This window comes from Paenibacillus sp. SSG-1 (genome assembly GCF_002224835.1).
GTDB classification, from domain to species: Bacteria; Bacillota; Bacilli; order Paenibacillales; family Paenibacillaceae; genus Paenibacillus_AQ; species Paenibacillus_AQ favisporus.
This window is the reverse complement of sequence record NZ_MBRK01000001.1, coordinates 143894-169513: the sequence shown is the minus strand read 5'-3', so window position 1 is coordinate 169513 and position 25620 is coordinate 143894. Positions and strand designations below refer to the sequence as shown.

Annotated in this window: 36 protein-coding genes and 1 pseudogene; 5 read left to right on the top strand and 32 right to left on the bottom strand. The window is 48.8% G+C overall.

The window, feature by feature from the left end; translation table 11 throughout:
* Positions 1 to 7: 7 nt before the first annotated feature.
* Positions 8 to 2677, bottom strand: a complete 2670-nt coding sequence (locus BCV73_RS00965) for a winged helix-turn-helix domain-containing protein (protein WP_089550051.1) — start codon at positions 2675 to 2677, stop codon at positions 8 to 10.
* 435 nt (positions 2678 to 3112) lie between these two features.
* Here BCV73_RS00965 and BCV73_RS00960 point away from each other — a divergent pair, with 435 nt between their 5' ends.
* Positions 3113 to 4030: an aldo/keto reductase gene (locus BCV73_RS00960; RefSeq protein ID WP_076173321.1), complete on the top strand. Its 918-nt coding sequence runs from the start codon at positions 3113 to 3115 to the stop codon at positions 4028 to 4030.
* Positions 4031 to 4081: 51 nt separating this feature from the next.
* Here the strand turns inward: BCV73_RS00960 and BCV73_RS00955 are convergent, their stop codons facing one another.
* The 5 genes from BCV73_RS00955 to BCV73_RS00935 form a co-directional block, all read right to left on the bottom strand.
* Entirely contained in the window at positions 4082 to 4558 is a 477-nt protein-coding gene (locus BCV73_RS00955) for an SRPBCC family protein (RefSeq protein WP_089545641.1), read from the bottom strand.
* A 24-nt stretch (positions 4559 to 4582) separates the two neighbouring features.
* Positions 4583 to 5539, bottom strand: coding sequence for a serine hydrolase domain-containing protein (locus BCV73_RS00950; protein ID WP_256993111.1), 957 nt, complete (start codon positions 5537 to 5539; stop codon positions 4583 to 4585).
* Positions 5540 to 5626: 87 nt separating this feature from the next.
* Positions 5627 to 6067, bottom strand: coding sequence for a hypothetical protein (locus BCV73_RS00945; RefSeq protein ID WP_089545639.1), 441 nt, complete (start codon positions 6065 to 6067; stop codon positions 5627 to 5629).
* 16 nt (positions 6068 to 6083) lie between these two features.
* A complete protein-coding gene (locus tag BCV73_RS00940) occupies positions 6084 to 6539 on the bottom strand; it encodes a hypothetical protein (protein ID WP_089545638.1) in 456 nt (151 codons plus the stop codon).
* An 87-nt stretch (positions 6540 to 6626) separates the two neighbouring features.
* Complete coding sequence (locus BCV73_RS00935) at positions 6627 to 7085, bottom strand: NUDIX hydrolase (protein WP_179231847.1); 459 nt, start codon at positions 7083 to 7085, stop codon at positions 6627 to 6629.
* Positions 7086 to 7193: 108 nt separating this feature from the next.
* On the opposite strand from BCV73_RS00935, the gene BCV73_RS00930 reads away from it, so the two are divergent.
* Positions 7194 to 7463 (top strand): excalibur calcium-binding domain-containing protein, encoded by a 270-nt coding sequence (locus BCV73_RS00930; RefSeq protein ID WP_089545636.1) that lies wholly within the window; start codon positions 7194 to 7196, stop codon positions 7461 to 7463.
* Positions 7464 to 7564: 101 nt separating this feature from the next.
* Here BCV73_RS00930 and BCV73_RS00925 read toward each other — a convergent pair whose 3' ends face one another.
* From BCV73_RS00925 to BCV73_RS00905, 6 genes and pseudogenes are all read right to left on the bottom strand, one after another.
* The gene (locus tag BCV73_RS00925) at positions 7565 to 7960 is read right to left on the bottom strand and encodes a VOC family protein (protein ID WP_089545635.1); all 396 of its coding nucleotides are present in this window, start codon (positions 7958 to 7960) and stop codon (positions 7565 to 7567) included.
* A 135-nt stretch (positions 7961 to 8095) separates the two neighbouring features.
* A complete protein-coding gene (locus tag BCV73_RS00920) occupies positions 8096 to 8698 on the bottom strand; it encodes a dienelactone hydrolase family protein (RefSeq protein WP_089545634.1) in 603 nt (200 codons plus the stop codon).
* Positions 8699 to 8746: 48 nt separating this feature from the next.
* On the bottom strand, positions 8747 to 9091 hold the full coding sequence (locus BCV73_RS35600) for a nuclear transport factor 2 family protein (RefSeq protein ID WP_256993110.1): 345 nt from the start codon (positions 9089 to 9091) through the stop codon (positions 8747 to 8749).
* Between the two features lie 24 nt (positions 9092 to 9115).
* Positions 9116 to 9658 (bottom strand): annotated as a pseudogene (locus tag BCV73_RS35595) (O-acetyl-ADP-ribose deacetylase); the annotation flags it as partial.
* Positions 9659 to 9756: 98 nt separating this feature from the next.
* On the bottom strand, positions 9757 to 10194 hold the full coding sequence (locus BCV73_RS00910; RefSeq protein WP_089545632.1) for a GNAT family N-acetyltransferase: 438 nt from the start codon (positions 10192 to 10194) through the stop codon (positions 9757 to 9759).
* 217 nt (positions 10195 to 10411) lie between these two features.
* Entirely contained in the window at positions 10412 to 10621 is a 210-nt protein-coding gene (locus BCV73_RS00905; RefSeq protein WP_076173330.1) for a KGG domain-containing protein, read from the bottom strand.
* A 351-nt stretch (positions 10622 to 10972) separates the two neighbouring features.
* On the opposite strand from BCV73_RS00905, the gene BCV73_RS00900 reads away from it, so the two are divergent.
* The 3 genes from BCV73_RS00900 (at position 10973) to BCV73_RS00890 (ending at position 14520) form a co-directional block, all read left to right on the top strand.
* Positions 10973 to 12148 carry an AGE family epimerase/isomerase gene (locus tag BCV73_RS00900; protein ID WP_089545631.1) on the top strand — a complete coding sequence of 392 codons (1176 nt, stop codon included), beginning with the start codon at positions 10973 to 10975 and terminating at the stop codon, positions 12146 to 12148.
* Complete coding sequence (locus tag BCV73_RS00895; protein ID WP_089545630.1) at positions 12145 to 13326, top strand: glycoside hydrolase family 130 protein; 1182 nt, start codon at positions 12145 to 12147, stop codon at positions 13324 to 13326. The genes BCV73_RS00900 and BCV73_RS00895 overlap by 4 nt, the downstream gene beginning before the upstream one ends.
* A gap of 177 nt (positions 13327 to 13503) precedes the next feature.
* On the top strand, positions 13504 to 14520 hold the full coding sequence (locus BCV73_RS00890) for a substrate-binding domain-containing protein (protein WP_089545629.1): 1017 nt from the start codon (positions 13504 to 13506) through the stop codon (positions 14518 to 14520).
* 54 nt (positions 14521 to 14574) lie between these two features.
* On the opposite strand, the gene BCV73_RS35590 is transcribed toward BCV73_RS00890, so the two are convergent.
* The 20 genes from BCV73_RS35590 to BCV73_RS00805 all read right to left on the bottom strand — a co-directional run bounded on the left by BCV73_RS35590 (position 14575) and on the right by BCV73_RS00805 (position 25599).
* A complete protein-coding gene (locus BCV73_RS35590) occupies positions 14575 to 14772 on the bottom strand; it encodes a GrpB family protein (RefSeq protein WP_256992707.1) in 198 nt (65 codons plus the stop codon).
* A gap of 5 nt (positions 14773 to 14777) precedes the next feature.
* On the bottom strand, positions 14778 to 15119 hold the full coding sequence (locus tag BCV73_RS35585) for a GrpB family protein (RefSeq protein WP_256992706.1): 342 nt from the start codon (positions 15117 to 15119) through the stop codon (positions 14778 to 14780).
* Between the two features lie 86 nt (positions 15120 to 15205).
* A complete protein-coding gene (locus BCV73_RS34905; protein ID WP_179231846.1) occupies positions 15206 to 15346 on the bottom strand; it encodes a hypothetical protein in 141 nt (46 codons plus the stop codon).
* Between the two features lie 33 nt (positions 15347 to 15379).
* Complete coding sequence (locus BCV73_RS00880) at positions 15380 to 16150, bottom strand: nucleotidyltransferase domain-containing protein (RefSeq protein WP_089545628.1); 771 nt, start codon at positions 16148 to 16150, stop codon at positions 15380 to 15382.
* A 59-nt stretch (positions 16151 to 16209) separates the two neighbouring features.
* Positions 16210 to 16596, bottom strand: coding sequence for a tautomerase family protein (locus BCV73_RS00875; RefSeq protein WP_089545627.1), 387 nt, complete (start codon positions 16594 to 16596; stop codon positions 16210 to 16212).
* Positions 16597 to 16645: 49 nt separating this feature from the next.
* Entirely contained in the window at positions 16646 to 17578 is a 933-nt protein-coding gene (cysK, locus tag BCV73_RS00870; protein ID WP_089545626.1) for a cysteine synthase A, read from the bottom strand.
* A 136-nt stretch (positions 17579 to 17714) separates the two neighbouring features.
* Positions 17715 to 18296 (bottom strand): DJ-1/PfpI family protein, encoded by a 582-nt coding sequence (locus BCV73_RS00865; protein WP_089545625.1) that lies wholly within the window; start codon positions 18294 to 18296, stop codon positions 17715 to 17717.
* Positions 18297 to 18335: 39 nt separating this feature from the next.
* A complete protein-coding gene (locus BCV73_RS00860) occupies positions 18336 to 18962 on the bottom strand; it encodes a GNAT family N-acetyltransferase (RefSeq protein WP_089545624.1) in 627 nt (208 codons plus the stop codon).
* 107 nt (positions 18963 to 19069) lie between these two features.
* The gene (locus tag BCV73_RS00855; RefSeq protein WP_089545623.1) at positions 19070 to 19636 is read right to left on the bottom strand and encodes an ATP-binding protein; all 567 of its coding nucleotides are present in this window, start codon (positions 19634 to 19636) and stop codon (positions 19070 to 19072) included.
* The gene (locus BCV73_RS00850) at positions 19633 to 20019 is read right to left on the bottom strand and encodes a VOC family protein (RefSeq protein WP_179231845.1); all 387 of its coding nucleotides are present in this window, start codon (positions 20017 to 20019) and stop codon (positions 19633 to 19635) included. Before BCV73_RS00850 ends, BCV73_RS00855 begins: the two co-directional genes overlap by 4 nt.
* Positions 20020 to 20063: 44 nt before the next feature.
* A complete protein-coding gene (locus BCV73_RS00845; protein WP_167372901.1) occupies positions 20064 to 20444 on the bottom strand; it encodes an NUDIX hydrolase in 381 nt (126 codons plus the stop codon).
* A 150-nt stretch (positions 20445 to 20594) separates the two neighbouring features.
* Positions 20595 to 21239, bottom strand: a complete 645-nt coding sequence (locus tag BCV73_RS00840) for an HAD family hydrolase (RefSeq protein WP_089545621.1) — start codon at positions 21237 to 21239, stop codon at positions 20595 to 20597.
* A 44-nt stretch (positions 21240 to 21283) separates the two neighbouring features.
* The gene (locus tag BCV73_RS00835) at positions 21284 to 21775 is read right to left on the bottom strand and encodes an NUDIX hydrolase (RefSeq protein WP_089545620.1); all 492 of its coding nucleotides are present in this window, start codon (positions 21773 to 21775) and stop codon (positions 21284 to 21286) included.
* 303 nt (positions 21776 to 22078) lie between these two features.
* Complete coding sequence (comI, locus tag BCV73_RS35580) at positions 22079 to 22174, bottom strand: competence inhibitor ComI (protein ID WP_019419116.1); 96 nt, start codon at positions 22172 to 22174, stop codon at positions 22079 to 22081.
* 199 nt (positions 22175 to 22373) lie between these two features.
* Positions 22374 to 22763, bottom strand: coding sequence for a hypothetical protein (locus tag BCV73_RS00830; protein ID WP_256992705.1), 390 nt, complete (start codon positions 22761 to 22763; stop codon positions 22374 to 22376).
* Between the two features lie 103 nt (positions 22764 to 22866).
* Positions 22867 to 23385: a GNAT family N-acetyltransferase gene (locus BCV73_RS00825; protein WP_089545619.1), complete on the bottom strand. Its 519-nt coding sequence runs from the start codon at positions 23383 to 23385 to the stop codon at positions 22867 to 22869.
* Between the two features lie 60 nt (positions 23386 to 23445).
* Entirely contained in the window at positions 23446 to 24090 is a 645-nt protein-coding gene (locus tag BCV73_RS00820; RefSeq protein ID WP_089545618.1) for an HAD family hydrolase, read from the bottom strand.
* A 113-nt stretch (positions 24091 to 24203) separates the two neighbouring features.
* Positions 24204 to 24782, bottom strand: coding sequence for an HAD hydrolase family protein (locus BCV73_RS00815; protein WP_343220514.1), 579 nt, complete (start codon positions 24780 to 24782; stop codon positions 24204 to 24206).
* A 16-nt stretch (positions 24783 to 24798) separates the two neighbouring features.
* Positions 24799 to 25017: an HAD family hydrolase gene (locus tag BCV73_RS00810; protein ID WP_179231844.1), complete on the bottom strand. Its 219-nt coding sequence runs from the start codon at positions 25015 to 25017 to the stop codon at positions 24799 to 24801.
* 75 nt (positions 25018 to 25092) lie between these two features.
* Positions 25093 to 25599, bottom strand: a complete 507-nt coding sequence (locus BCV73_RS00805; RefSeq protein WP_343219873.1) for a GNAT family N-acetyltransferase — start codon at positions 25597 to 25599, stop codon at positions 25093 to 25095.
* Positions 25600 to 25620 lie beyond the last annotated feature (21 nt).

The window sequence follows — 25620 nt, the reverse complement described above, 5'->3', positions numbered from 1 at the left end:
GGACGGTTTACAGCAGACCGAGCTTACGAGCGCGTGCTACTGCCTCGGTCCGCCGCTTGACCTGAAGTTTGTCAAAGATGATGCGGTTATGTCCTTTTACTGTGCTCAGGGCAAGGAAGAGTCGTTCACAAATTTCACGATTTGAGAGACCTTGGGCAATAAGGTGCAGCACTTCTAATTCACGCTCGCTAAGCGGTTCAATCAGCGGATTGTTAGACGGATCGCGTTCGGATACACCTTCGCTGTCACGCATATCGCTTTCAATTTCGGTTAACAATTTTTCAACATAACTAGGCATTATGCCATGCGCCTTAGCGTCTAATAGCAAAATGTTCATGGGCATACCTTCGTCAACGAAGATCCGAATAAACCCTCCCGATACTGCCAAAATCAGTGCATCTTCCAGAACTTCGAGAGCTCGTGTTCTTTGGTCAAGCTCCAGCAGCGCAACTGATTGTAGTACGAGGACAATGAGTTGTTCATCCGCCCAGTTCTTTTCCTCTGCTTGGCGCCGCAATGACTGCAACAACGACATGGCTTGATGGACGTTTCCTTGTGTCAGATGGACCCGAACTTGACTGATTTGTATGTTGTGCTCCTGCACTATTTTTGCGGCTTGCGTGACATTACCTTGGCGTAACAACGCAAGAACAGTTGTAGAAGCAATTTCCGACACCGAATTCAGGAAATTCTGCTGACGTGCAACTTGCTCTACGTTTTTTAGAATGATTAAGGCCTCGCCAGTCGCCCCCAGCGTTATCTTCAATCGTGCGAGAAACACCTCGGCTGCCACGAATCGGTCTGTATGTTCCAGCTGCTTCGCAAGCTCAATAGCCTGTTCTCCATGGTGCCTAGCAGCCTCTAGATTGTTCCATTCGTAAAATATACGAGCTAGCCCTAAGTGGGCTTCACAAGCAACCGGTAACGCCGGGTTTCCCGCAATGGTCAAAACATGTTGGTAGGTCTGCACTGCTTTACAAAGATGGTTTTGTGACTCCTGAAGCTTACCTAGGCCGAGAGAGGACATAATAGTCATCATTACATGACCAATCCGTTGGCTTACGGATAGTGCTTCGGTATAAGCAGCGCTTGCTGCTGTGCGATTTCCTCGTAGTTGGTGGGCGTAACCTAGAGCAAACGTTGCAGCGGTTCGAACTGGCAGGTTGTCTGGATGTAGGTTTTCCAAGGCCCGCTGAGATTCAGCCATAATGATTTCCGTCTGATGTTTGCTAACCGCGAGTGTGGCACGTATCGCAGCGATGTGTCCAATATAGTTTTGGGCCTTGGGGTCTTGCTCGGTACCTTTCAACTTTTTTTGGGCAGCATGGAGTTTCTCTTCAACGACGGTCATTTGCCCTAACATCAATAATGCGGAGGCTTGTAGAATCCACAAAGAAGGGTTCGCCTCAAATGTCTGATTGGGCAACGAGTTCAGCCAACCTAGTACTGGGGCCACTGCTCCGCGAAAGAGCAAAGGCATCCCCTCGCCCTCCGCTAACCGAGTCGCACAACCCACATCATCTGCTGATACTGCATGTTGAAAAGCTTCAATATCATGTCCATTGTCTTCATACCATTGGCTGGCTCGTATATGCAAATCCGAAACAACTTTTGCCTTTTGCAAACCGGGCGTAGGGTAATTGTGATGAAGGCGTTGGCGTAACAATTCGCCAAACAAGTGGTGATAGCGATACCAGCGTCTCTCGGTGTCTAAAGGAACTACAAATAGATTATTTTCAACGAGGTATTCCAACGTTTCTTGCCCGGAGTTTGAGAACACAGAGTCTTCCTCGATGACCCGTTTGAGTACCGCATCACAGAGACTGCCGCACATTCGGTCGAGGACAGAGGTATGAAGTAAAAAAGCTTGAATGTAGTCGGGCTGCCGCTTCAGCACTTCTTCAAGCAGGTAATCTAATATAAAATGGTGATTTCCAGAGAACGATTTAATGAGATCGGTCGGATCCTCGACCCCTTGTATGGAAAGCCCCGCCAACTGTAAACCGGCAATCCATCCTTCTGTTCTGGATTCCAGTTGAGTAACGAGTTCCGGGGAAAGGTGCAAGTCCATGACTACCCTTAGAAACTCGTCTGCTTCGGAGGTGTTAAAACGCAAATCCGAAGCTCCCACCTCATTCAATTGGGCCTTCACGCGAAATCGCGCCAAGGGGAGACGTGGATTCTCGCGAGTGGCAATGATCAGGTGCATCTGAGGAGGCATGTGCTCTAAAAGAAAAGCAATCGCATTGACAATCGTCTCAGTCTTTATCACGTGGTAGTCATCGAGGACAAGAACAAAATGCTCCATATCGGCCGTGACGTCATTGAGTAACGTTGTTAGCAGCAAATCCATTGGAGGAAGCTGCGGGGATTGAAGCAAGCCCAACACGCTCTCTCCAATATTTGGTGCGATTGTCTGCAATGCCTTGATAAGGTATGTCAAAAACCGTGCAGTGTCGTTATCCCCTTCGTCAAGGGACAGCCAAGCAACAGGTTTGCCGCACAGGGTTACCCATTCACTAATCAGCGTCGTTTTTCCGGAACCGGCTGATGCGGAAATGAGTGTCAAACGACGGTCTAGAGCCCCATTCATTTGCTCGATTAATCGCGATCGCGTAACGACCTTTTCCCTAGGTAAAGGGATATAGAGTTTGGTGGATAAAGTTGGAATATTCATAACAAAATTATAGTAACCTTGACCTTTTACCGTCAACACTGGCCTGATTAGGGGGTGAGCAAAAAAAACTCGCTGCACGGTTCTCCGCGCATGATCTTAAACTATACTGCACGTTAGTTTAAATATAATACTTTTACTTTGTTTTAAGAGCTGTTCACAACTTACGAATATCCTTCAGATCCCAACTTTATTGTCACTGAACAAGGGTTTCTCCCGTCTTCCTGCCTCCAGTTTCCCGCATAAACTCATAATCTGCTATTTTCATCATAAAAAGACTTGAATCCTGCCACACGCGGTGTCATTATAAACAAGGGACTGTCTGCAAAACTATTCATCACTAGATCACGCTTACTAGAGGAAACTTCAGCAGGAAGCCGGAACTTTCGTGTTGGAGTCGAAACATCCAAACCCATATGAATACGGAGGACAGGATTCATGAAAACGATTAAACTTGGCAGCAGCAGCTTGGAAGTACCTGTAGTTGCAGTAGGCTGCATGCGCATCAACTCCCTGGACAAAAACGAAGCGGAGCGTTTCGTACAAACGGCACTGGAGCAAGGGGCTAATTTCTTTGACCATGCCGATATCTATGGCGGCGGTACATGCGAGGAAATTTTCGCAGACGCCATCCATATGAACAGCGACGTCCGTGAGCAAATTATTCTTCAATCCAAATGCGGAATCCGTCAGGGCATGTTCGATTTTTCCAAGGAGCATATCCTGAATTCGGTAGACGGGATTCTGAAAAGACTGAAAACCGATTACCTGGATGTTCTGCTGCTGCACCGCCCGGATGCATTGGTTGAACCGGAAGAGGTTGCTGAAGCGTTCGAGCAACTGGAATCCTCCGGCAAAGTGCGCCATTTCGGCGTATCCAACCAGAACCCGATGCAAATCCAATTGCTGAAAAAATTCGTGAAGCAGCCGATTGTAGCCAACCAGCTGCAGCTCAGCATCACGAACGCCACGATGATTTCCGCCGGCATTAACGTGAACATGGAAAATGAATCGGCCGTGAATCGTGACGGCAGCGTCCTGGATTTCTGCAGACTGAACGACATTACGGTTCAGCCTTGGTCGCCTTTCCAATACGGCTTCTTCGAAGGCGTGTTCCTTGGAAACGACAAATTCCCGGAATTGAACAAGAAGATCGACGAAATTGCCGGTAAATACGGCGTAACCAATACGACCATCGCTATTGCGTGGCTCCTCCGCCATCCGGCCAACATGCAGCCGGTCATCGGCACGATGAACCTTGAGCGTCTTCAGGACTGCATCAAAGCAAGCGATGTGACCTTGACTCGCGAAGAATGGTACGAAATTTACCGCGCAGCCGGTAACATTTTGCCATAAATCATTGCATAACGGCCGCTCGTATGTACGGACGGCAAAACAGAAGCAGCCTCAAGTCGACGACTTGGGGCTGTTTTCGTTTTCGATGAGTGCCTTGAGCGTCCGTTGACGGTAGCGGATAAAGGCTCTCATGTATTTTTCCAACACGAGCGCATCAAACAACCGCCCAACCCATCCGAACGGAGCGCTGAAATCGAGAATGTCCCTGACCAGCGTTCCTCCGGCAGCCTCCTCAAATTCATGGCGGTGAGTCAAATGGCGAAAAGCCCCCTTTTGCATCTCGTCGGTAAAAGAATAGGGCTTATCCATCTCGGTCACCTTCGAGGTCAGCCGCTGCCGAATCCCAAAGTGCCTTGCTTCGAACACCACCGTGTCCCCGGCTTCGAGCAAACCGCTCATCCTTCCCCCGACGACCCGCTCATGGGTGTGAGGCCAGACCGTTCGGGAGTGGTCATCCACATTTCGCGAGACGTCAAAGCAGACTTCGATCGGGGCATATATCATCATTTCTTCTCGTATCGTCGACATACCGTTTCATCCTGTCTTGATGGTTTAAAATGTCCTGAGCAAATCGCCCGCCATATTTCCGAACTGCCGGATATCCGCTAAATAATCGTAACCTTCCGGATTGCTGAGCTGGTTATACATCCGAACGACCACCGCATCATACTCCGGAATGACGAGGCAGGCGCATCCAGTAATTCCAAGCACCTGGTAGGCTCCGCCAGGCAGCCGTTCGCCTAGCTGGTTCAAGGGAGTGTCCCGCTGCAGCCACCAGATGAATCCGTTGAGCGGCTCATGATCCGGCAAGGATTTCGGGGTTTGCGGGGAAACGATACGATCAAATACGCTTTCGGGAATCAGCTGATCCCCTCCAATGTTCCCTTTGTTCATATGAATTGCACCCCAGTGTGCCAAATCCCTTGTGCTGGCAAATAAATTGCTTTGGTCCCCGGCCGTGCTATCATTAGGTCCAACCCAGGTGTCCGGATCCTCATAATAGTTATAAATCATTTCTTCCCGCGCTTCCGTTCTCCAGCCCGTTTCGTGAAGCCCGTAAAGATCGAAAACGTTTCTTTGCATATATGTACTGAGTGGATGTCCCGTTAATTGATGGACTAATTCGGTGAGCAGAGCGATGCCTGTATTTCGATAGGCCCAATCGTCGCCAGCAGGAAATTCACAAACGAGCTTGCCCTGCATTTCCATCAACCCGTGGGTATGGGTAAGGAGGTGCCTCAGCGTCACTTCTTCAGCTTGTGGGATGTCCTTATCTAAATAACGACAGATCGCATCGTCAATGCTGTGAATTTTCCCCTGTTCGATCAGCAGGCTGATGGCAAGGCCCAAATACGTTTTGCGAATGGAGGCTATATTGAACTGAGTTTTCTCGTCTACAGGTCGGGAATCCGGTTCGGATCCATGCCTTCCGCCGTACCATTCATTCACCACTGTATCTTTATGAATAATGTAGACTGCCGCCGCCGTAGCTCCGATCCTGCGTTGCACCTGATGCACATAATCATTCAGGGGTTGAAAGTGGCTGCTTTGAGTATGCTTCAATGGAATTCCCCTTTATCTTTGATAATTCTAGGGCTAGTACACCATCAATCCTTCGATCCCTCTAAATTGCAAAATTTCCTCCCGGTCATCCGTCTTGATCCACGCCTCATGCTCATGGGCGATATTAACGAGCCAAGGCTGACTGCCTTTAAAAAAACATAAATCCTCCAACAAATTGGGCCACACCCAGTCATACAGGCCATCAGCGGACTCCAAAATCAGCTTCTCCAATGAGGGCTGGCAATCAAAATAATATACGTCAGCATAATGCCCAAACAGTTGGGTTCCCGGCCAAGCGTCCTGCTTCTTGACCGTTTTGACGTAAGGCTTTAATTGTTCGGCCAGCGCCTCCATTGCAGGAGTTAGCGTTAGTTGATCCTTTTTGACCAGAATGAATTCATCACATACACGGAATGCCATCGAGATCAAGCCCTCATAAGCTCTGCCGCGGGGTTCCTCTAAAATGTATATCAAAAGCTCCCTCCCTTGCTTACCGTTGTGGCATCGTATTAAAAAAGTTCTTCCCCTGGATCATCCAATACCGCTCCGCTTCCGGCACCAGTTCCAGAAAATCACGATATTCCCCAGTCCATCCCTCGGGGACATAATGCTCGAAGGACATCGGTTCCGGGAACAGCGAATACAGCACGCGATCATCGAAATGGACGTAAAGCGCTGGAACAAACTCGAGAACCTCGTCTTGATGCTGAAAAGAGTCCCGCAAATCCACGAGTATTTGAGAGAGCTCCGTTGAAGGCACCCGAAAGTCCTCGATAAGACGAAAAAATTCAGTTGCCGTGGTTTCATCCAGCACTTCAATACCGAAGCGGTCTTCCATTTCCACATTCAAAAACCAGTATTCCCTCTCCGTTATGTACCAGCTCCACTGGTTTCGAAAAACTACACCAACGATAATATTATGGGCGTATTCAGGCATTAGCTTCATGCTGCTCTCCTAACGGTTACAAGATGGTTTTGCCAAAAGACAGCCTCTTTCGTTCATTACTACTATGCTACTCTATTTCCATGATACTCACCGAATCATTCCATGAAATACGTCAAGCGGGTAGAACTCTTTCCGTAACAACCGCCTGGTGATCTGCTTGATGACCTTCGCTTCCCGCAGCTGTTCATCCGGCTGAAGGAGCAGCGTATCGATGGCAACCCACCGGCCATCCATAATTTCATCATTCTGTATTCTTAAAGCGTCACCCGCTGCTTCGCCGACAAAATGAAACAGGATCACCTGCTGACCACTGGCGCTTCGAAACGGGTACACACCAGTAACAGCCTTCAGCCGTACGTCCAGTCCAGTCTCCTCCTTAACTTCCCGAACAGCGGCCTCGGCCAAATCTTCCCCCGCCTCCCGCCGTCCTGAAGGAAAGTTCCACAGACCATACGCGGAGGCCTTCTTCTCCTGGATCATGAACACCTCTCCGTTCCGCAGAACGGAAACGCTGGCGACAATGATGTTTTCTTCTTCTGAGTTCATTCCATCTCTCCGTTTATGTTCAATTTCCCCCTCCAAAATCCCGATACCGCATGCTATGATAGCGATGGGCCTATGAACCATAATAGACGAACAGGGGTGATTTGGAGAATGAAAAAAAGCATTTTACTTTCTCTAAGTGTGATTCTATGTACCGGGATCAGTCTGGGCACCGTCAGTCATGCGCAAGCAACAGGTCAAGTGAAAAAGTACAAGAACTGCGCTGAATTAAACAAAGATTACAAGGGGGGCGTCGCCCGCTCGGCTTCCATCAAAAACAAAGGCGGCAAGACCAAATATAAGCCTTATGTTTCTAAGGAGCTCTATGACGCCAACAAAAGCAAAGACCGGGACAAAGATTTGATCGCGTGTGAAAGATAACGAACAGATGATGAACAGTGTTCTAGCAGCATGATCCTTTTAACTATGGGGTCGTGCTTGTTTTCGTTTTGACCCGTTCTAAGATGACCGCATGACCGACTCTAGTAAACCAGCTCGCAATCCCGATGCTCCCATACGTCAAACAGATTGCCGTCCAAATCCTCGAGTACGAAAAACTTCCCGTACTTCCCTTCGTCGCTTAGGCTGCCGACCTTGACATCCCCGGCCTGTAACCGGCTGTGCAGCGACACGATATCGTCCGAGAAAAAGGTGATGACCCAGCGCTTTCTACCGTTCACTTCGAACACCGCTCTCGAATCGTGCTCACTTTGGATCAGATCAAGAATCGGCCGGTTCTCTCTGAACAAGCTCAGATAACCGTCGCGCTTATTGCGAATGTTAAATCCGAAATGCTTCACAAACCATTCCGCCGATTTCTCCACGTCTTTCACCGGGATAACATTATAAGCAATCCCCAGGATTCGCCCAGATTCCATATCCGAACCTCCCATTTGGAATTTATACCCAAATACATTTTACAAGAATGTATGTTCGCATGTAAAGCAAAAATATTAGATATCAATCTGTGGTCCCGATCATACTCGGCTCGCTGTCATCTGCCGAAGCCTCGACTACATTTTCCCCTTCGCTATCCACTGCAAAAAGTCAAAGCTTCTCTCCAGACATGCCTGATAGGCTTGGGGAAGGTAGCTTTTGGAGTAAGGGTTCATGAAACCATGCTCCCCTTCGATGACGTGGACGTGCGTGTTCTGACGATGCTCCAATTTTACAACGAGCTCTGATACGTTAAAGGATTTTTCGTTCCTTGCAAAAAACAATAAAGCCGGGCACTTCGGCTCCGTTTCGGCGTAATTGCGAATTCTTGATCCGTAAAATCCGACGATCCCGTCGATTTCGGATGCACTGCACAGCCAGGCAATGGTTGCTCCAATGCTGAAGCCGACGATCATGATGCAGTCATATTGATCCCGGTGATCTCGTACCATTTGCCTCACTTCATCAGCGGCCCGGTCAAAGCCGATCTGGCTCACAAAATAGGAGTAGGCCTCTTCTTCTTGTTCATATGGAAAAGGCTCCCGTTTCAGCAGGTTCGGGGTCAGCACCTTGTAACCCGCCTGGGAGACCTTATCGCGAAAAGCGAGAATATGCTCGTTAAGCCCATAGATTTCATGGAGTATGATGACCAGTGCCTTTCTGGATGTTTGAAAATTCATGTTTGCCATCTCTTTCTATAGTAAATAATTAGAGCTCTGCTATCGTGATTAGCTGTAGTCCTCGATAAGAGACAGCTTTCCATCCCTGACCGTAAAGACCGACCTTCCCTGTAACCGAATGGTATCCCCAGCCTTTACACCGTCAGGAAGATCTGACGCCAGCACACCCGTGTAATCAATGTCCGTCTCAAACCGGCCGCCTATCTCCCGAAGCTCCAAGATCGTTTGATGCCGGGTCGAAAACAGGGCTGCCGCCTTTTCCGCCAAAGCCCGAAATGGCTGCAGTCCATTCGTTTCCACCGAAACCTCGTTATCGACGATATTTCTGAAAATGACATCCGGATGAAGCACACTTAACATCCCCTCGATGTCAAATGTGTTATAAGCTTCGATATAATGGCGAATGAGCAGCTCGGCATCCTGTTCTAACAGTTTCCGGTAAATCTCTTCATTTTCCTTGTCAAAGCAAACAAACTGCACCTTCTTGATGGAGGTCTGCGGATGAGCCGATAGAAACTCCTTTACCGCACGGATGGCGATCGGCGCTGCCAACGTCTTGGGAAAACCATAGATTCCTGTGCTAATGTTTGGAAAAGCTGCGCTTTCCAGCTCGTACTGATCAGCCAGCGCAAGCGATTGGATATAGCAGCTGTGCAGCTTCGCCTCTTCCTCATGCTGTCCGCCGTTCCACACAGGCCCCACAGTATGAATAACATATTTGGCCGGCAGCCGGCCCGCCGTCGTGATCACGGCTTCACCTACGGGGCAGCCTCCTTGTCTAGCCCGGATTTTCTTGCATTCCTCAAGAATTTCGCTTCCGCCGGCACGATGAATGGCCCCGTCGACGCCGCCTCCGCCCAGTAGGCTCGAATTCGCAGCATTTACGATACCATCCACTTCAGCGCGCGTAATGTCTCCTTGGATTAATTCGATCACGGTAGATTGAAAGTTTCGTTCCATGCATCGTTCTCCCTTCTGTCTGAATCTTCCAGCACGGGGAGGTCGTGATAGACGTTTTCCCCCATTCCCCTCACCCTCTCTGATCGATACGGACCGTTTTATACGGAGCCGCCCTTATCCATATTTCTGATGTAATCCGCCATGCGCCGCATCATTTCCATTCTTGTAAAATGGTATTGTTCGTATAAACCGTGCGCATCTTTGGTAGCAAGCAGGCCGTTCAAATCTTTGAACTCATCGGCATTGGTAATCGTGCCGACCAGCTTTTTCCCGATGCCGTGCCCCCTATACTCCTCATCCACAAACACGTCGCACAACCAATACATCGTAGCCCCGTCAGTCACGACCCGCGCAAAACCGACCAGCCTGTCTCCGATATAAGCCCCGTAGCAAATGGAATTTTCGATCGACTTCAGGATTGTTTCCCTGGGCCGTTTATTCGCCCAATAGCTCCGCGACAGAAAATCGCAAACCTTATCCACGTCCAGTTTCGACTTATCGGTGCTGATCCCCAAATCTCCGTCAATATTTTCCATATATATCCACCCTCTATGTATTTAAGGGCAATAGTATCAAGTCTGATTCCAAAGTTCAATCGTTTTTTTGCAAAACAAAAAGAATAAGGCCCGAGATTTCTCGGGCTTTATTCTTAGGCTTAGGTTCTACGGATCGCCGGGCCCGGTTTTCCTTTCGAAAAGCCGGCTTTAAGCGCCGTGTACCCTCATGTCATTTTTAACTTAGGGGGTCATCGTATTAATCGTTGTCACGCTGACGCGCACGGGCTTCGCCGCCTTTTTCACCGATTTTACGGTAAAAGTCCTTGTCATGCGACTCGGCTGTAGCCTCTCCGCCTTTGCGGCCGATTTCCTGATAAAATTCTTTGTCATGATTTTTCGCCGTGGCTTCTCCACCCATACGGCCTCGTTCTTCCGGACTCATTTTGCCATTTTGGTTATTTGCCATGATCAATCACTCCTCTGAATTTTTGGGAATTTCCTTCACGACATGTATTTAACCGTATGGAAAAATATTAAACAGGTTCTCTTCCCGTTTACCGGCATGAAATTTTCACCTTTTTCCCGTGCGACTTAATCTATTACCCATTACCTAAACGTTTAAGTTATTCAATACCATACTAGGCACTTTTTTCTGTAACACCCTATATTCAAAAAATGGGAGCGTCCCCACTTTATCTGCTACAGTTTCTTGTATAACGTCGTCATTCCTTTTTTCTCATTGACAATATCGTTACACGATTATTAATATTAATTTATAAAGTTATCGATAACTTAATAAAAGGAAGTGTATTGTGCGTTGAAATCCATTGAACAGGAAATCCGCAGGGAATGGACCGAGCATATCCTCCCCTTTTGGGCGGGATTGCGGGATGACCGGCATGGGGGATATTACGGTGAAGTGAGCGTAGACCTGCAAACAGACACCCAAGCTCCCAAGGGCGGCATCGCCACCGCGCGCCAGCTGTGGTCTTTTTCCGCAGCTTACCGGGTAACCGGCGATGAGATATGGGCATCCCATGCAAAGCATGCCTATTCGTTTTTGAAAGACCGGCTCATTGACCGGGAGTACGGCGGTATTTACTGGATGGTCGATCATGAGGGACAGCCGCTAGACACGCGCAAGCATGTGTATGCCCAGTCTTTCGCCGTCTACTCGCTCAGCGAATACAGCCGGGCCACCGGCGATGCGGAGGCGCTTGAGCTGGCACGCGAGCTTTTCGGGCTGATTGAAGAGAAGGGATACGACACCGGTATTCAGGCTTATAAAGAAGAGTTTGACCGCGAGTGGCATGAGCAGCCAAACGAAATGCTCAGCGAAAATGGAATTAACGCGGACATCACGATGAACACCACCATCCATGTGCTTGAGGCGTATACGACGCTATATCGCGTATGGCCGGATCCCCGGGTCCGCTCCGCACTGGAGAATTTGCTGTCCATGCTCTACAACCGGATTTATGATCCCGAGAAAAAGCGCCTGAACGTATTTTTTGACCGCAGCTGGAACTCCCTGCTGGACCTGACCTCGTTCGGTCATGACATTGAGGCCAGCTGGCTCATTGACGATGCGATGAAAGCCATCGGTTCCGACCATGCCGATTACGCGAAGATGGTGGTAGACATCGCTTATCAGATCGCCGATACCGCAGTTTCGGATGATGGCTCCCTGATGAACGAGCAGCACGGGGACCGTATCGACGATACCCGCATTTGGTGGGTTCAGGCCGAGTCTATGGTCGGTTTCTACAATGCCTATCAGCGGACGGGCGATACCCGTTTTCTGGATCTGATCGACCGGATGTGGACGTATACGAAGACCCATATCATTGACTCTAGAGGCGGCGGCGAATGGTATTGGTCGGTTCAGGCGGACGGGCAGCCGGACCGCCGCGAAATAGCCGGACCTTGGAAGTGCCCTTATCATAACAGCCGATTTTGTATCGAAATGATTGAAAGGATGAATGAAGCATGATCCATGAAAAATATGCCGAGCTGGCTTCCCGCCAGGAGGAACTGTTGTCCCGGCCCAATGAGCGGAATACGGAGTTTTACAACGGAGTCTATGACCGATACAAGTACCCTGTGATCACCCGCCACCACGTACCGATCCATTGGAGGTTTGACCTGGATGCGGAGCGCAATCCGTTCTTTATGGAGCGGCTGGGCATTAACGCCACGCTGAACCCGGGAGCTATTTATCACGATGGTAAATATATTCTGGTCGTACGGACCGAAGGTCTGGACCGCAAGTCGATATTCACCCTAGCTGAGAGCGAGACCGGAATCGATAACTTCCGTTTCGTGGATCAGCCGCTGGTCTGGGACGATATCGACCCGAACGAAACAAATATGTACGACATGCGCCTCGTCAAGCATGAGGACGGCTGGATTTACGGGATCTACTGCTCCGAGCAAAAGGACCCGGACGCACCGGCTTATGATACGTCGAGCGCTGTAGCGCAGGCCGGACTTGTCCGCACCCGAGACCTCAAAACCTGGGAGCGTCTGCCGAACATTCAGACCGGTTCACCGCAGCAGCGGAACGTGGTGCTTCATCCGGAATTCGTGGACGGCAAATATGCGTTCTACACGCGTCCACAGGACGGCTTCATATCCACCGGTTCGGGCGGCGGGATTGCTTTCGGGTTGTGCGATAACATCCTGAATCCGGTCATTGACCAGGAGACGGTGATCGATGAGCGCCGGTATCATACGGTCTACGAAGTGAAGAACGGTCAAGGGCCGGCTCCCATCAAAACCGAACGCGGCTGGATCCACATCGCCCACGGCGTCCGCAACACGGCGGCGGGTCTCCGCTATGTCCTGTATACCTTTGCAACCAGCTTAGACGATCCTGCCAAGGTTATTGCTAAGCCAGGCGGACACTTCATCGCACCGTACGATGACGAACGCGTCGGAGACGTCTCGAACGTGATTTTCTGCAACGGAGCCGTCGTCAACGAGAAGAATGAGGTCTTTATTTATTATGCTTCAAGCGATACCCGCATCCATGTGGCCACAACGACGGTAGACCGGCTGGTCGACTACACGTTCAACACGCCGGCGGATGAGTTCCGTTCGCTGGATAATGCGGCCCAGCGCGCCAAGCTGATCGCACAGAACGAACAGCTGCTGGGCGAGCGCGCTTAAGTTATAACCAACACTGTACAACCCGGCCTTATTTAGATACATCTTTCTTTATTCGTTTGCCAAAGCAGGCTATACTTGTACTATATGATGTATGGAGCGTCCGGCTGCCGCAAGGCAGCCGGCGTTCAATGTAACGGACCTTTTTCGAATAACCAATTGTTGTAAGGAGATGGTGGAATGAACAAGCATATCACCTTGCGGGACATCGCCGAGCGAATGGGCGTCAGCAGCGTCACCGTCTCAAAGGCTTTGAATGACAAGGAAGGCGTCAGCGACGAATTAAAGGAGCGGATCAAACAGCTCGCGGAGGAAATGGGGTACCGCATCAACAAAGTCGCCAAATCGATGAAAGAAGGCCTAACCTATAACATCGGTGTCGTCATTCCCGAGCGTTTTACCGGACAGACACAGTCTTTTTACCTGAAAGTGTACCAGCAGATTTCGATGGCCCTTGAGCCATACGGCTACGACGGCATTCTGCATATTTTGTCCGCCGAAGACGAGAAGCTGCTCCACCTGCCGCGCATCTACTATGACCGCAAAGTGGACGGATTCATCCTCCTTGGCCAGATCAGCAAGCCTTATATCGAAGCGCTGGAGCATATGGAACAGCCGAAGCTGTTTCTCGATTTTTATGACGAGCATTCCGACATCGACTCGGTGACGACCGACAATTTCTACTGTGCCTATGAAATCACGAACTATCTGGTCCAGCAGGGACACCGGAAGATCGGCTACGTCGGCAATCTGTATTCGACCAGCAGCATCCAGGACCGATACCTGGGTTACTATAAATCTTTGCTCGAGCACCGAATCCCGTTGAACGACCGCTGGATCGTCAATGACCGTGATGAGGAAGGAACGCTGATCGATATGGAACTGCCGGAGGATATGCCTACCGCCTTCGTCTGCAACTGCGACCGGGTTGCCCATTTGCTCGTCCTCAAGCTCAAATCGCAGGGTTACCGTGTACCCGAGGACTGCTCGGTCGTCGGGTTTGATAATGATGTGTTCGCTACCCTGACTGAACCGCACCTGACGACAGTAGAGGTCGATACGCCGCAAATGGCCCAGACCGCCGTCCATTCCCTGCTGAAGAAGATCAGCTCGCCGGAAATGCGCTTCGGCCGCGTTCTTGTTCAGGGCAAAATCATTTACAGAAACTCCGTCAAGAAAGCAGGCTCTACAGGTTGACTCAGACCGTGATCCTCAACTTAATGCTGCCCGGCATGTTGATCTTCGGCTATGCTATGCATCCGATCTCGGCGGCGTCCAGCCGGTCGCTTGCGACCAATCATGCGCTCTCTGCAGAATCTCCCATACAACAGGCCCTTTCCCCTCCACATATTTCTCGCGTTCGTGCTGAAACCGCTGCATCAGGCGATGCTTCTCGGCCGCATAACGCTGGCAGTCTTGGGGATGTTCGCGCAGGTAGTCCCGGAACAATAGGTTCAGCTGCTCGACCAGCTCCCTGCCTGCCGCACATGGATATGCGTTCTGCGGGTGCCGGGAACTTCACGAAAGTATTTTTTCGTCAAGTCGGGATTATCCTCCCGGAACATAAAACCGACGGATTCGATCTTGTCACGGTAACGGGCAACATCCTGCAATTCCGCTACCGACACCTGAACATCGATGATCGGCTTCGCATCCATCCCGGGAATAGAGGTCGATCCCACATGGTCGATTCTCACGGCGGCCTCCCCCAAGGCTCCTCTTAGTTTCATCCCCAATCCAGAAAAGAGTTGTCTCCACGCCGGATCGTAAGGCGCGATTCTCCATTGGTTTTCCATATCTGTCTCCTTTCCTGGCGACACAAAAGAGAGGAATCCACACAGGACGCCTCTCTGTCTTCATTGGGATCGGATGCGCGCCGGCGTTACTCCCTGCTGCGGTCGCTTAATTTTTCGCTGATCTCCCGCAGGGTTTGCTGCAGCGCATCCATCCTTTTCAGGCTTGTATATTGGTTGTTGATGATGGCAACCAGAGCGATCAGCAGGATGACAAACAGAAATAACATGTGATCGTCCTCCAATCGTTATAAGTGCTTACATTAACTCCAAACCACCTTCAAGTACTTCCGGAATAATTCATCCAGCAGCGGCGTCGGATCTTGGAGTTCTGACTTAAAGTCCTTCAAAAAATCGATAACGTGCTCAATTTCGGCTTCGATAAAGTCATTGATGCGATCAATCCGCTTTTCATAATCCAGTTCCTCCCCAGCCATCTTACGGCTTAAGAGCGAATGAACTTCTTCTAAAAGGGACTCATCTGAAATTAAATCCGCAACGAGATCCTGAAAGAGAATCGGAGGACTCGTGTTATACTTTTCGATCCATTTGCATGCCAGAATGGGCCGCAGCACATAGAAGTACTTTTTAATCTTCACATGCTCACCGCGCAAATACTCACGGAAATTCCCTTGGGCCATACTTAGATAATGGTGCATGGATGCTTTGGGAGAAAACACCTTCTCTTTGATGTCTAACAATTCGTCTTTAAATCCATAGTTTTCATCATAAACGATGTCAGAAACGAGCCATTCCAGCAGTGGAGGATTGGACTTTCTAAACAGCTTCAGCGCTTTTCGGATGTCCCATCCGTTGATATCCAGCATATCGTTTATGGGCAGTTCGATAACGTCCCGCTTATCGTCGATAGACAGGTACCACTCCGGCCTGTTCACATAGACAAAACGAACATCGTAGTCGCTGTCTTTGGAAGGAAAACCCCATGCACGACTTCCTGATTCCACAGCGAAAAGAATCTTAACCTGATGCTTCTGTTCAATTTCTACTAAACTCTGCTTTATGATCTCTTTCACTGCTTGCCTCCTCCGGAAAGTCCGCCTCCATTTCCCTGTCCATTGCTGCTCTCCTTGCTCTACACGTCCACCCGATAATTGAGATGAAGCTCGTCCCCCGGAAGGCCGCGGATTCCCCAATTTGCTTTCGGTGTTTCAAAAATCGTGATTTCCAGATCGGAAACGCCGATCCCCAAGGCGGGAATTTTTTCGAAAAGAAGCTGGATCAGCTGCTTTTTCGCGGCAGCCGATCGTCCTTCGAACATGCTGATTTCAATAATCGTATATTTGTCGGTGCGGTCACCGGGGTAAATGAAGTCTTCTTGATCCATGAAAAAGAACCGGTGAAACCTTTTATCCTGAGGCAGCTGCAGCGCCTCCACGGCACAGGCATGAAGCACATCCGAAAAAGCGCCCTGGATCGGCTTCAGCGCGGAACGCAAACCGAAAATTTTAATTTGAGCCATCCGTCTCTCCCCTTCCATGAAATAGAATCATCCCGGGATGCTGACTTGGTTATACGTTAGGAAAAAGAGGCGTCGAGAGATATCTTTCCCCTGTATCGGGCAGCAGGACGACGATCCGTTTATTGTGATACTCCGGTCTTTTGGCCAATTGAATGGCCGCGTACACGGCAGCCCCGGACGAGATGCCCACCAGCAGTCCTTCCCATCTGGACAGCGAACGGGCCGTTTCCAGCGCGTCTTCGTCCTTGACCTGGATGATCTCATCGACGATAGACGGGTTGAAGTTATCCGGTATGAAGCCCGCTCCGATGCCTTGAATCTGGTGCGCCCCCTTCTTCCCTCCAGACAGAACCGCCGAGGCAGAAGGCTCCACCGCCACGATCCGCACGGACGGATTTCTTTCCTTCAACACTTCGCCAACGCCAGTGATGGTGCCGCCTGTCCCGACACCGCTGACGAAAATGTCCACGTCCCCGCCGGTATCTCTCCAAATCTCTTCTGCTGTCGTCATCCGGTGAATCGCCGGATTGGCCGGGTTGTTAAATTGCTGCGGAATAAAAGAGTTCGGGGTGGATGCCGCGATTTCTTCGGCTTTGCGGATGGCACCTCCCATCCCTTCATTCGCCGGTGTCAGCACCAGCTCGGCTCCAAGCGCAAGCAGCAGCTTGCGGCGCTCCAGGCTAAAGCTCTCCGGCAGGGTAATAATCAGCTTGTAACCGAGAGCCGCTGCCGCAAAAGCCAGGCCTACCCCGGTATTTCCGCTCGTCGGCTCGATGATCACCGAGTCCTTGTTCAGCAGTCCGCTCTCCTCGGCATCCTTGATCATGGCATAACCGATGCGGTCCTTTACGCTGCCTGCCGGGTTAAAATACTCCAGTTTCGCAATGAGGGTCGCCTGAAGCTCGTGCTTCTCCATCACATGGCCCAGCTCCAGCAGCGGCGTATTTCCTATAAGTTCAGTTAAGTTCTTGGCGATTGTCATTTCCGTTAACACTCCTGAGTATAAAATCCAACTTCCTCCGTTGGTCATTACTTCAAGTTATCATTTCCGGAAAATAAAAACAATCTATGCGACCCGTGAAGCACCTAAGACAGGCTGCTTACCCGCACTGCCCTGGTCATACCTCTACAATACCGGTGGCTTGGTAAGGGTAGTCGATCTGCTTTTTCACGAGCTGCGCCGCTTCTGCTCCTGCGAATCGTTCAATGACGTATACGCCCAGATCAATGGAGGTGGCCACCCCGCCAGCCGTGATGAAATGGCCATCTTTTACAATCCGGGCTTGAACCACCTCTTTGCAGTAAGGCTTCAGCAAATCGTAGACGTTGGGATGGGTCGTCGCTTTCCGTCCTTTTAAAAACCCCGCAGCTCCCCACAGCAGGGAACCCGTGCATACGGACACTTTGAATTCCGCCGATTCAGCTGTTCGAATCCAGTTGAGAAAATCCGCATCCTCCCGCAGCTTTCGCGTTCCCATTCCCCCAGGGATGAACACCAGGTCATACCTGGATAAATCCGGCCGGATTACATTTACGCTGACCCGCATTCCCAGTTCATCTGTCACTTCCTCTGTTAAGCCGCAAATGTCCCATGTCGTATCTTTCGTTGGCTCAAACTGCCGCAGGCGGTAAATGACATCATAAAAGCCGACAAAATCCAGAAACGTAACACCATCGAACAAAACCAGCGCAATTTTCAAACCGAATCATCCTCTCAGAAAGGGCAGCCTAGGTTACAGCTATCTGAAACGAACCCCGGGCTCTTCTATATTTTTGAACTGCTCAGGCGCCGTATGGGACGCAGCATATTCTTCTTTCAGCAAACCGTAGATCTCCAAATCGACAACGCCTTTACCCGACCAGACGGTTGCCTGCCTTAACGTGCCTTCCAGCATAAAACCGTTCTTCTGCAGCACGCGCTTGGAAGCATCGTTCGCCGGCATCACTTCGGCCTGCAGCCGATTGACCCCCACCTGTTCGAATAAATAGCCGGTCAGCAGCTGCACCGCTTTCGTGGCGATGCCCTGCCCCCAATAATCTTCATTTAAAAAGTAGCCGATGGACATCATATTCACTTTGGAGTTGATATCATACACTTCGGCAATACCGGCCAGTTTTCGGGAGGAGTCCGGGATAAAGATGCCCCACTTCACTCTCGATTTTTTGTTATAGTCGCGTTCGAAATGCCCGATCATCTTTTTCACCGTATCTTTATTATGCTTGGGGATAATTCCGCAGTAGTCAAACACGCGGTCGTTGGAATAAATGTCGTACAGGTCATCTAAATGGGCCGGTTCGATTTTACCCAGCTCAATGCTGTCGTTGTGTAAGGTAGGAAAGGTGCCGAATAGCGTGTCTGTATTCAAATTCTGGGCCTCCTTGTGAGGATAACTAAAGTGGAAATGATGATCGTAGACTGCCGAGAAGACGATAGATTGCAGTAGGGTCCTTCTCATCGAAACGCTGCCCCTTTTCAGTCGAAGTTGGGTGCTGCCAGTTCAGCAACCTGGCGAATCACGTCACCGGCATCATCGCCGTTCCGGATCACAAAGAAATGGTCTGCTTCCTCCGCCGTAGGCTCTATGACGCCGCTGTCCGGAGACTCCGCCTGCTGTCGATCCAAAACGGCTTTAAAGGAAGAAGCTTTGCTGAAGATGGAAGTGCTGCGCTGGCTTTGAGCTACCCTTTCTTGGAGGATCGCATCCGGAAGGTCAAAATAAACGACAACCGTCGTAAACCCGTGGTTTCGGTAATAATCGATCAGTTTGAAGCGGGCATGGCGATGGCGGTTGGAGTTGCACAGGATGAGATGATAGGAGGTCTGATTTACCGCATAATCCACAATGGTCTGAGTCACGGCATATTTGATCCGATTAGGTCCTTGTTTTGGCAGCAAAGCCCGGTAGTAGGTATTGATAAAGTCCGCATGGTTGTCCTGATCAATGACCAGGGAGTTCGGCATTTCTCCTTCCAAGGCTTGGGCAAACGTCGATTTACCGCTATGGGTTACCCCAACGGTCAGAACGACGAGCCTGCTCATGACGGTTGATCCTTCGGCTGGTAGGCACCCAGCTCATTTCCGAACGGATCGACGAATTTGATGACCCAGCCGAATCCGTGATCTTCATACTGCCTGATATGTACTTCGTTGTCCTGCAGCGTATCGCGCAGGCGTTCGATCTGCCGGGTGATAAACATGAATGACGGCATCGGAAATCCATCTTCCGCCAGCCAAAATGTTCGCTCATTCTTTGTGCTTCGGTGCAGCATGAGAACCGGACCAGAGTTAAATTTTAACCAAGCCGCATGATCATACACCGTCATCACTTCAAGACCCAGCACTTTGTTATACCACTCAACCGCTTGCGGAATATCCGGCACCGGTAATTGCACGTGATCGACGTTCTCTACGAGATGATTCACAATACTTCCTCCCTTCATTTTTCACGGATCAACCATGTTTTGGCTTAATAATATTTCAATAATTCCTTGTCAATCTCATCAATATAACCGATGTCTTGTTGACCATCCCAGAATACAATTCTGCTCGCTTCATTATTGATGACAAAAGGCCTCTCCTGGTCAATATCCGCACAAAACAATCCGCCGTATTCGATCCTGCCGTCCTTTAACCGGAACTTCATCATTCCTCTAAATGTAACATGATCCGAGGTTTGATTGGTCTCCTCAGCCATCTCGCGTATAGCGCATTCCCGAAGAGATTCGCCAGGCTCCAATATTCCGCCGGGTAACTCCCAGTGATTTTTCCATGTATTATGGAGCAGCAAGAATCCGTCTTTATTCCTGGCAACGACCAAGGCGTGAGTTATCGGAAAATCCAGGTTCATTTGGGCTGCTTCCTCTTCGGACACGGGCAGAAATTCGTCAAACACATCCCCATTTTGATTGATACAAATTGGCATCCTAATCCTCCCTCATGTGATATAACGAAAACGCAACGGAAAACATACTCATTAGCTACTACAGTCTCCATCCGCTTAAAAAATCTCCCCAAGCTTGATCTCATCGTAGGAATGTACTGTGATATCCGCTTGGTCCAGGTTCTGGTTCCCCGAGTTCGGGTTCAGATAGCCAATGCACTTCATGCCGGCCTTCTTGGCAGCGATTACCCCGTTTCTTGAATCTTCAAGAACGACGCATTTCTGCGGGTCGACTCCGAGCTGTTTTGCAGTCTCGAGGTAAATATCGGGTGCGGGTTTTCCTTTTGGAACCTCTTCACCGCTGACCACGGTCTTGAAAAAATGGCTCAGCCCGAATTTTTCAAGAACACCTTCAATAAAAATCCTCGGAGAAGACGAAGCGACCGCCATCGGAATATTCCGCTGCTTAAGTTGAGCAATCAGCTCCCGAATGCCTACTATAGGCTCTATTTCGAGATTATTGAGAATATTCATTTTCAGATTCAGTTGATACTCAATCATTTCCTGAATCGTATGCACCAAGTTGTGCTCCTGCCTGAAAATGCCCAGCATCTCGGGATTCGTCATCCCGACAAACCGCTCCAGCTCCTGTTCTGTCGTTGTCACACCAAAGTAATCCAATGTCTTAATATCCACGTCAAAATGAATCGGTTCGCTGTCAATAATGACGCCATCCATATCGAAAATAAATGCGCTATTCATGAAGTTCCTCCCTTTCGCCTAACCTGCAGTTATATGGCTTTACTTTACTGTAACAATCCAAACTTATGCTTCAAATAATACATGATCCCAGCCCGGTCCACATCGGAAAACTGTCTTGGTTCCTCTTTCATCATCCTCTGGACTTCCTCGACCGATCTCCAACCGGCATCCGCCGTTTCATCACCATTTCGAAGCAAGGTCCCTTCCGCTCTGCATAAAAAGTACATGCCAATGGAATCAACCGGACCTTTGATAGTCTGATATACACAAAAGGGTTCGACACACTCTACCTCAAACCCTGGGTTGATCCCGCGCGTATCGATCCTTTTCTCGCTGCCCTCTACTTCGACGATGGTTAGTCCTGTCTCTTCTCGCACTTCGCGTCTTAATCCATCCAGAATCGGTTCATAGAGCTCCAATCTTCCTCCTGGCAATTCCAATGATTCTTCGCCCGGCTTGCTGCGGGTCTGAAGAATGATTTCCGTTTGGTTGCGATGAACGCGTTCAATGATGGCCCTCGCATTAACGAAAAACATAACGCTCTCCTCCTCGTTGATCCGTCTCGCTACTTCAAAATGATTCGGACCATTTCCTATAATGTCTTTACGGATCTTTATAATTGTTCGCGCTCCTTACAATCCTTCAAATGCGCACCTACAAAAAGATCAAATCCTAAATTGCATCATCTTTGATACATATTTTTTTTGTGTTATTATATATGTAATAAAGACCAAGTGCTGGTAACACTTGGTCCATACAATTGGCTTGGATGGGATCCCCCTTCTTAGTCAGTATAAAGGAAAAAACCCACCTTTTGCTTCCAACCTTTGGGTGGGTTTTTACTTTTTCTTGTTGTTATTATTGATGTATGTTAAAAGAGCAAGAATGAACGTCCCAAATAGGAACATGATCGTTAATGCGTCTTTTACTTCCATGGCTTCACCTCCTTTCGAAGGGAAACCATGCCCACCCAAGATTCAATTGTAGTTATATTTTACCTTTTATTACATATACGCACAAGTGTTCCCGTCACTTTCTCCAGGATTGTGAATCCTTAAAAATCTTATGAAGATTCCCCAAACAGCTGCTCCTTGAGCCTCTCTCTTACATCCACATCCGCCTGATCTAACATAGCTACCCTACCGCAACAATCACACTCGTCACGAGCATTAACACAGAGACGGGCGCCCAGATCCTTCTTTCCCATTTACTTTGAGTAATCAGGTTCAGCACGGTTGAAATCGTTGAAAAAGCAACCACAAACCAGATCGCTTTGTTGGCAAACCAATCCCACGACGGAACGAATAAGTCCGACACGCTCAGCACGATCGACGCGATGCCGAGAAGAACGATAGCCTGGACAATCGCCCCCACTCGCATACCCGGCGGGTATTTCCCCGGGAACTTTCCACCCATCGCATAACTTCCCCATGGCATCCCTAGTGCCAAAGCCAGTTGAAAAAGCACCACAATAAAAATCAAAATAGTGAATACCATCGCCGATATGGATACCAACACTGTCATCCCACTCCCTCTCACTGAAGTCTACTGGGTGAAAATCCGCTTCTTCCTCTGGCGGTCCGTGAGCCATGTCATCGGAAGTATTCTTTTCCGGTCTGTGCTGCCCTTAGACCTCGAACCAAAAACGGTTCAAGACATTTCCGTCTTCCTCAATAAAGTCCTGGTCTGGAATCCCGCCATTGTTGAGGATCGTCTTCTTGGAGCCTATATTATAGGCATCGCAGACCACCAACACTTTATGTATTCCAAGCTTCTTGGCTTCTTGAAGGGATAAGGAGAGCAATTGGGTGGCGTAGCCTTTTTGCCTTTCCGAAGGACGGATCCCATATCCGATATGTCCGCTGCTTTCCAATAATTTTTCATTAAGCTCATGTCGTATATTTACGGCTCCTACGATCTGATTCGTCTCCGTCACCAGCCACAACGTGGAGTTCCTTACATATCCATCCGGCAGGTCCTTGCCTTGTTCATTGTCCTCTAAAAACCGGATCATCCCTGCAAAATCCGCAGGATCCTTCGAAACGACCCAAGGCACAATCGGTTCGTTGCTTTCCTTCCAGTCCAGATAAAAAGAGAGGTACTCCTCTTGCAGTTCTGCCGTAGGTTTGATTAATCGTGCATTCATCTCGGTTGCTCTCCTCATTCACATTTGTTTTGTCGTCTGACCGTCCATGACACTCCATTCTTAATAGACTATACCCAGAATGTCCTCGAACTTCTTGATGTAATAAGTGCAATTTTCACGGAGCAACTCTCCGTCGCTTCCATATCCATACTCGGCTCCAATAGAGTCAATCCCGTTGTTTTTGGCCCCGATCATATCGTGCTTTCGGTCGCCGATCATAACCGCTTCGCTTTTCACAAGGTTTCTGTTCTGGAGGATGTATGTAATGATTTCGGTTTTGTCGGACAGCGTCCCATCCAGATGACTGCCAACGACCCCTTCAAAGTAATGGTCTACTTCAAAATACTTGAGGATCTCATCCGCAAACACTTTCGGTTTAGAGGTGGCGACATACAGCGTAAATCCGTCGTCCTGCAGCTGCTTCAGCACGCTCTGCATCCCGGGATACAGCTCATTTTCAAACATTCCGCGCTCCCTAAAATACTCCCTATAATATTCAACGCCTTGCAGCGCCTGGTCCTCGGAAAAAGAATAGATTTCCATAAACGAGTTTTTCAACGGGGGACCGATAAACGGCTCCAGCTTATCTAAGTCATCCTCTTGGATCCCGAATTTGTTCAGTGCATACTGTACCGACTTGGTAATCCCTATCTTAGGGTCCGTGATCGTGCCGTCCAGATCAAATAAAAGATGTTTGTATCTCATGAGCTAGTTTCTACCTGCTTTCTAATTGCTGTTTTTGCAATGGTGTATTCTTCATCTGAACTATGAATGATTTTCATCGAACCACCCTTATTTGATTTCCAATGAAGTAATGCCTACAGAATATTTTCCAGTATCTTCGCAACTCCATCGTTATCATTCGTATCCGTGACCTCTTTTGCCAACGCCTTTAGTTCTTCCACTGCATTTCCCATTGCCACGGGCCAACCACAAACTCTAAATAATCCAAGATCATTTCGATCGTCACCAAAGGCGATCACATTTTCCAGAGGAACTTTCAAGCTTTTGCATAGTAGATCTACAGCCTTCTCCTTTGAGGCCATTTTAGAAGTAATCTGAACAAGTTCTCCATGATCTGTAACGATCACATTCAATTGGTCTGCAAGCTGGTCTGCAAGCTGGTCTGCAAGCTGGTCTGCAAGCTTCTCATTAAATGAGCTGGTATCCATATTGCCGTAAAAAAGAATTTTTGTTGCATCCAGTTTTTTTAGTTCTTCCAACGATTTCGCGGTGGGATTTTCCTGAACCTTCATATATGCTGTATAATCATACTCCTCAAGGCTCAGCCATTCATCCATGACTTCCAGACTTATTTTCAAATCCATGTCGCAGCTTAACCCATATTCCAAAACCTCAGCGGTCATTCGAGCTTCAATAGGTTCATGATGATGAATTCCTGTTTGTTCGCATTTAATATAGGGCTCCGTTGTAAAAAATAGTTGAACCCATCCTCAGTAGTTCTTCCGGTAATAACCATCTCACAGCTCTTGGTGGCCGTGCGGTCGCAAAGATGATTTTCATTCCTTTCTCGTAACAATCCTGAATAGCCTTATAGTTCCGGTCAGTAATTTGTTTATCGGAGTTGAGGAGAGTTCCGTCTAAATCCAAAACAACTGCTGCAAAATTCATTGAAATTCTCCCTTCAATGAAATACAAATGAACACATGGGTTACCTGATGCCGATCCCATTATTTCGAACTTCCATTAAAGCTGTATCCAGTACTTGCAAATCCCTTTATTAATCCCCTCAAGAGTTCCGCTGTTACATTCAATGACCTTCCTGGACTTTATATTTACTTCGTCACAGGTGAGTAGCAATTTTTCAATTCCAAAATCCTTTGCTTTCTTTAATAGCTCCGACAAGAAAAGCTTTCCGTAGCCCTTGCCACGTTCACTAGGCCGTACGATATAACCGATATGTCCGCCATATTCCGCCAAGCGTTCATTCAATCGATGTCTCAATTTTCCATAGGCAACGGGACGATCATTGATGTACATCCAGTAAATCGTCTGTGGAACATAGCCCTCAGGCAAGTTAATCCCCGCTGAAATTTCAACCAATCTAGGTAAACTGGCTTTAAACTGATCGAAATCATGTTCCGGAAAATTGGTGGTAAATCCGTTTTCGCCTAGTCCAATTTCATCGATCATCTCAAAAATGTCTCTGTCGTCGGTTTCTGATAAGGTTTTCAGTTCAATCTTCAATGACATCACCCGCTCACCAATTAATAC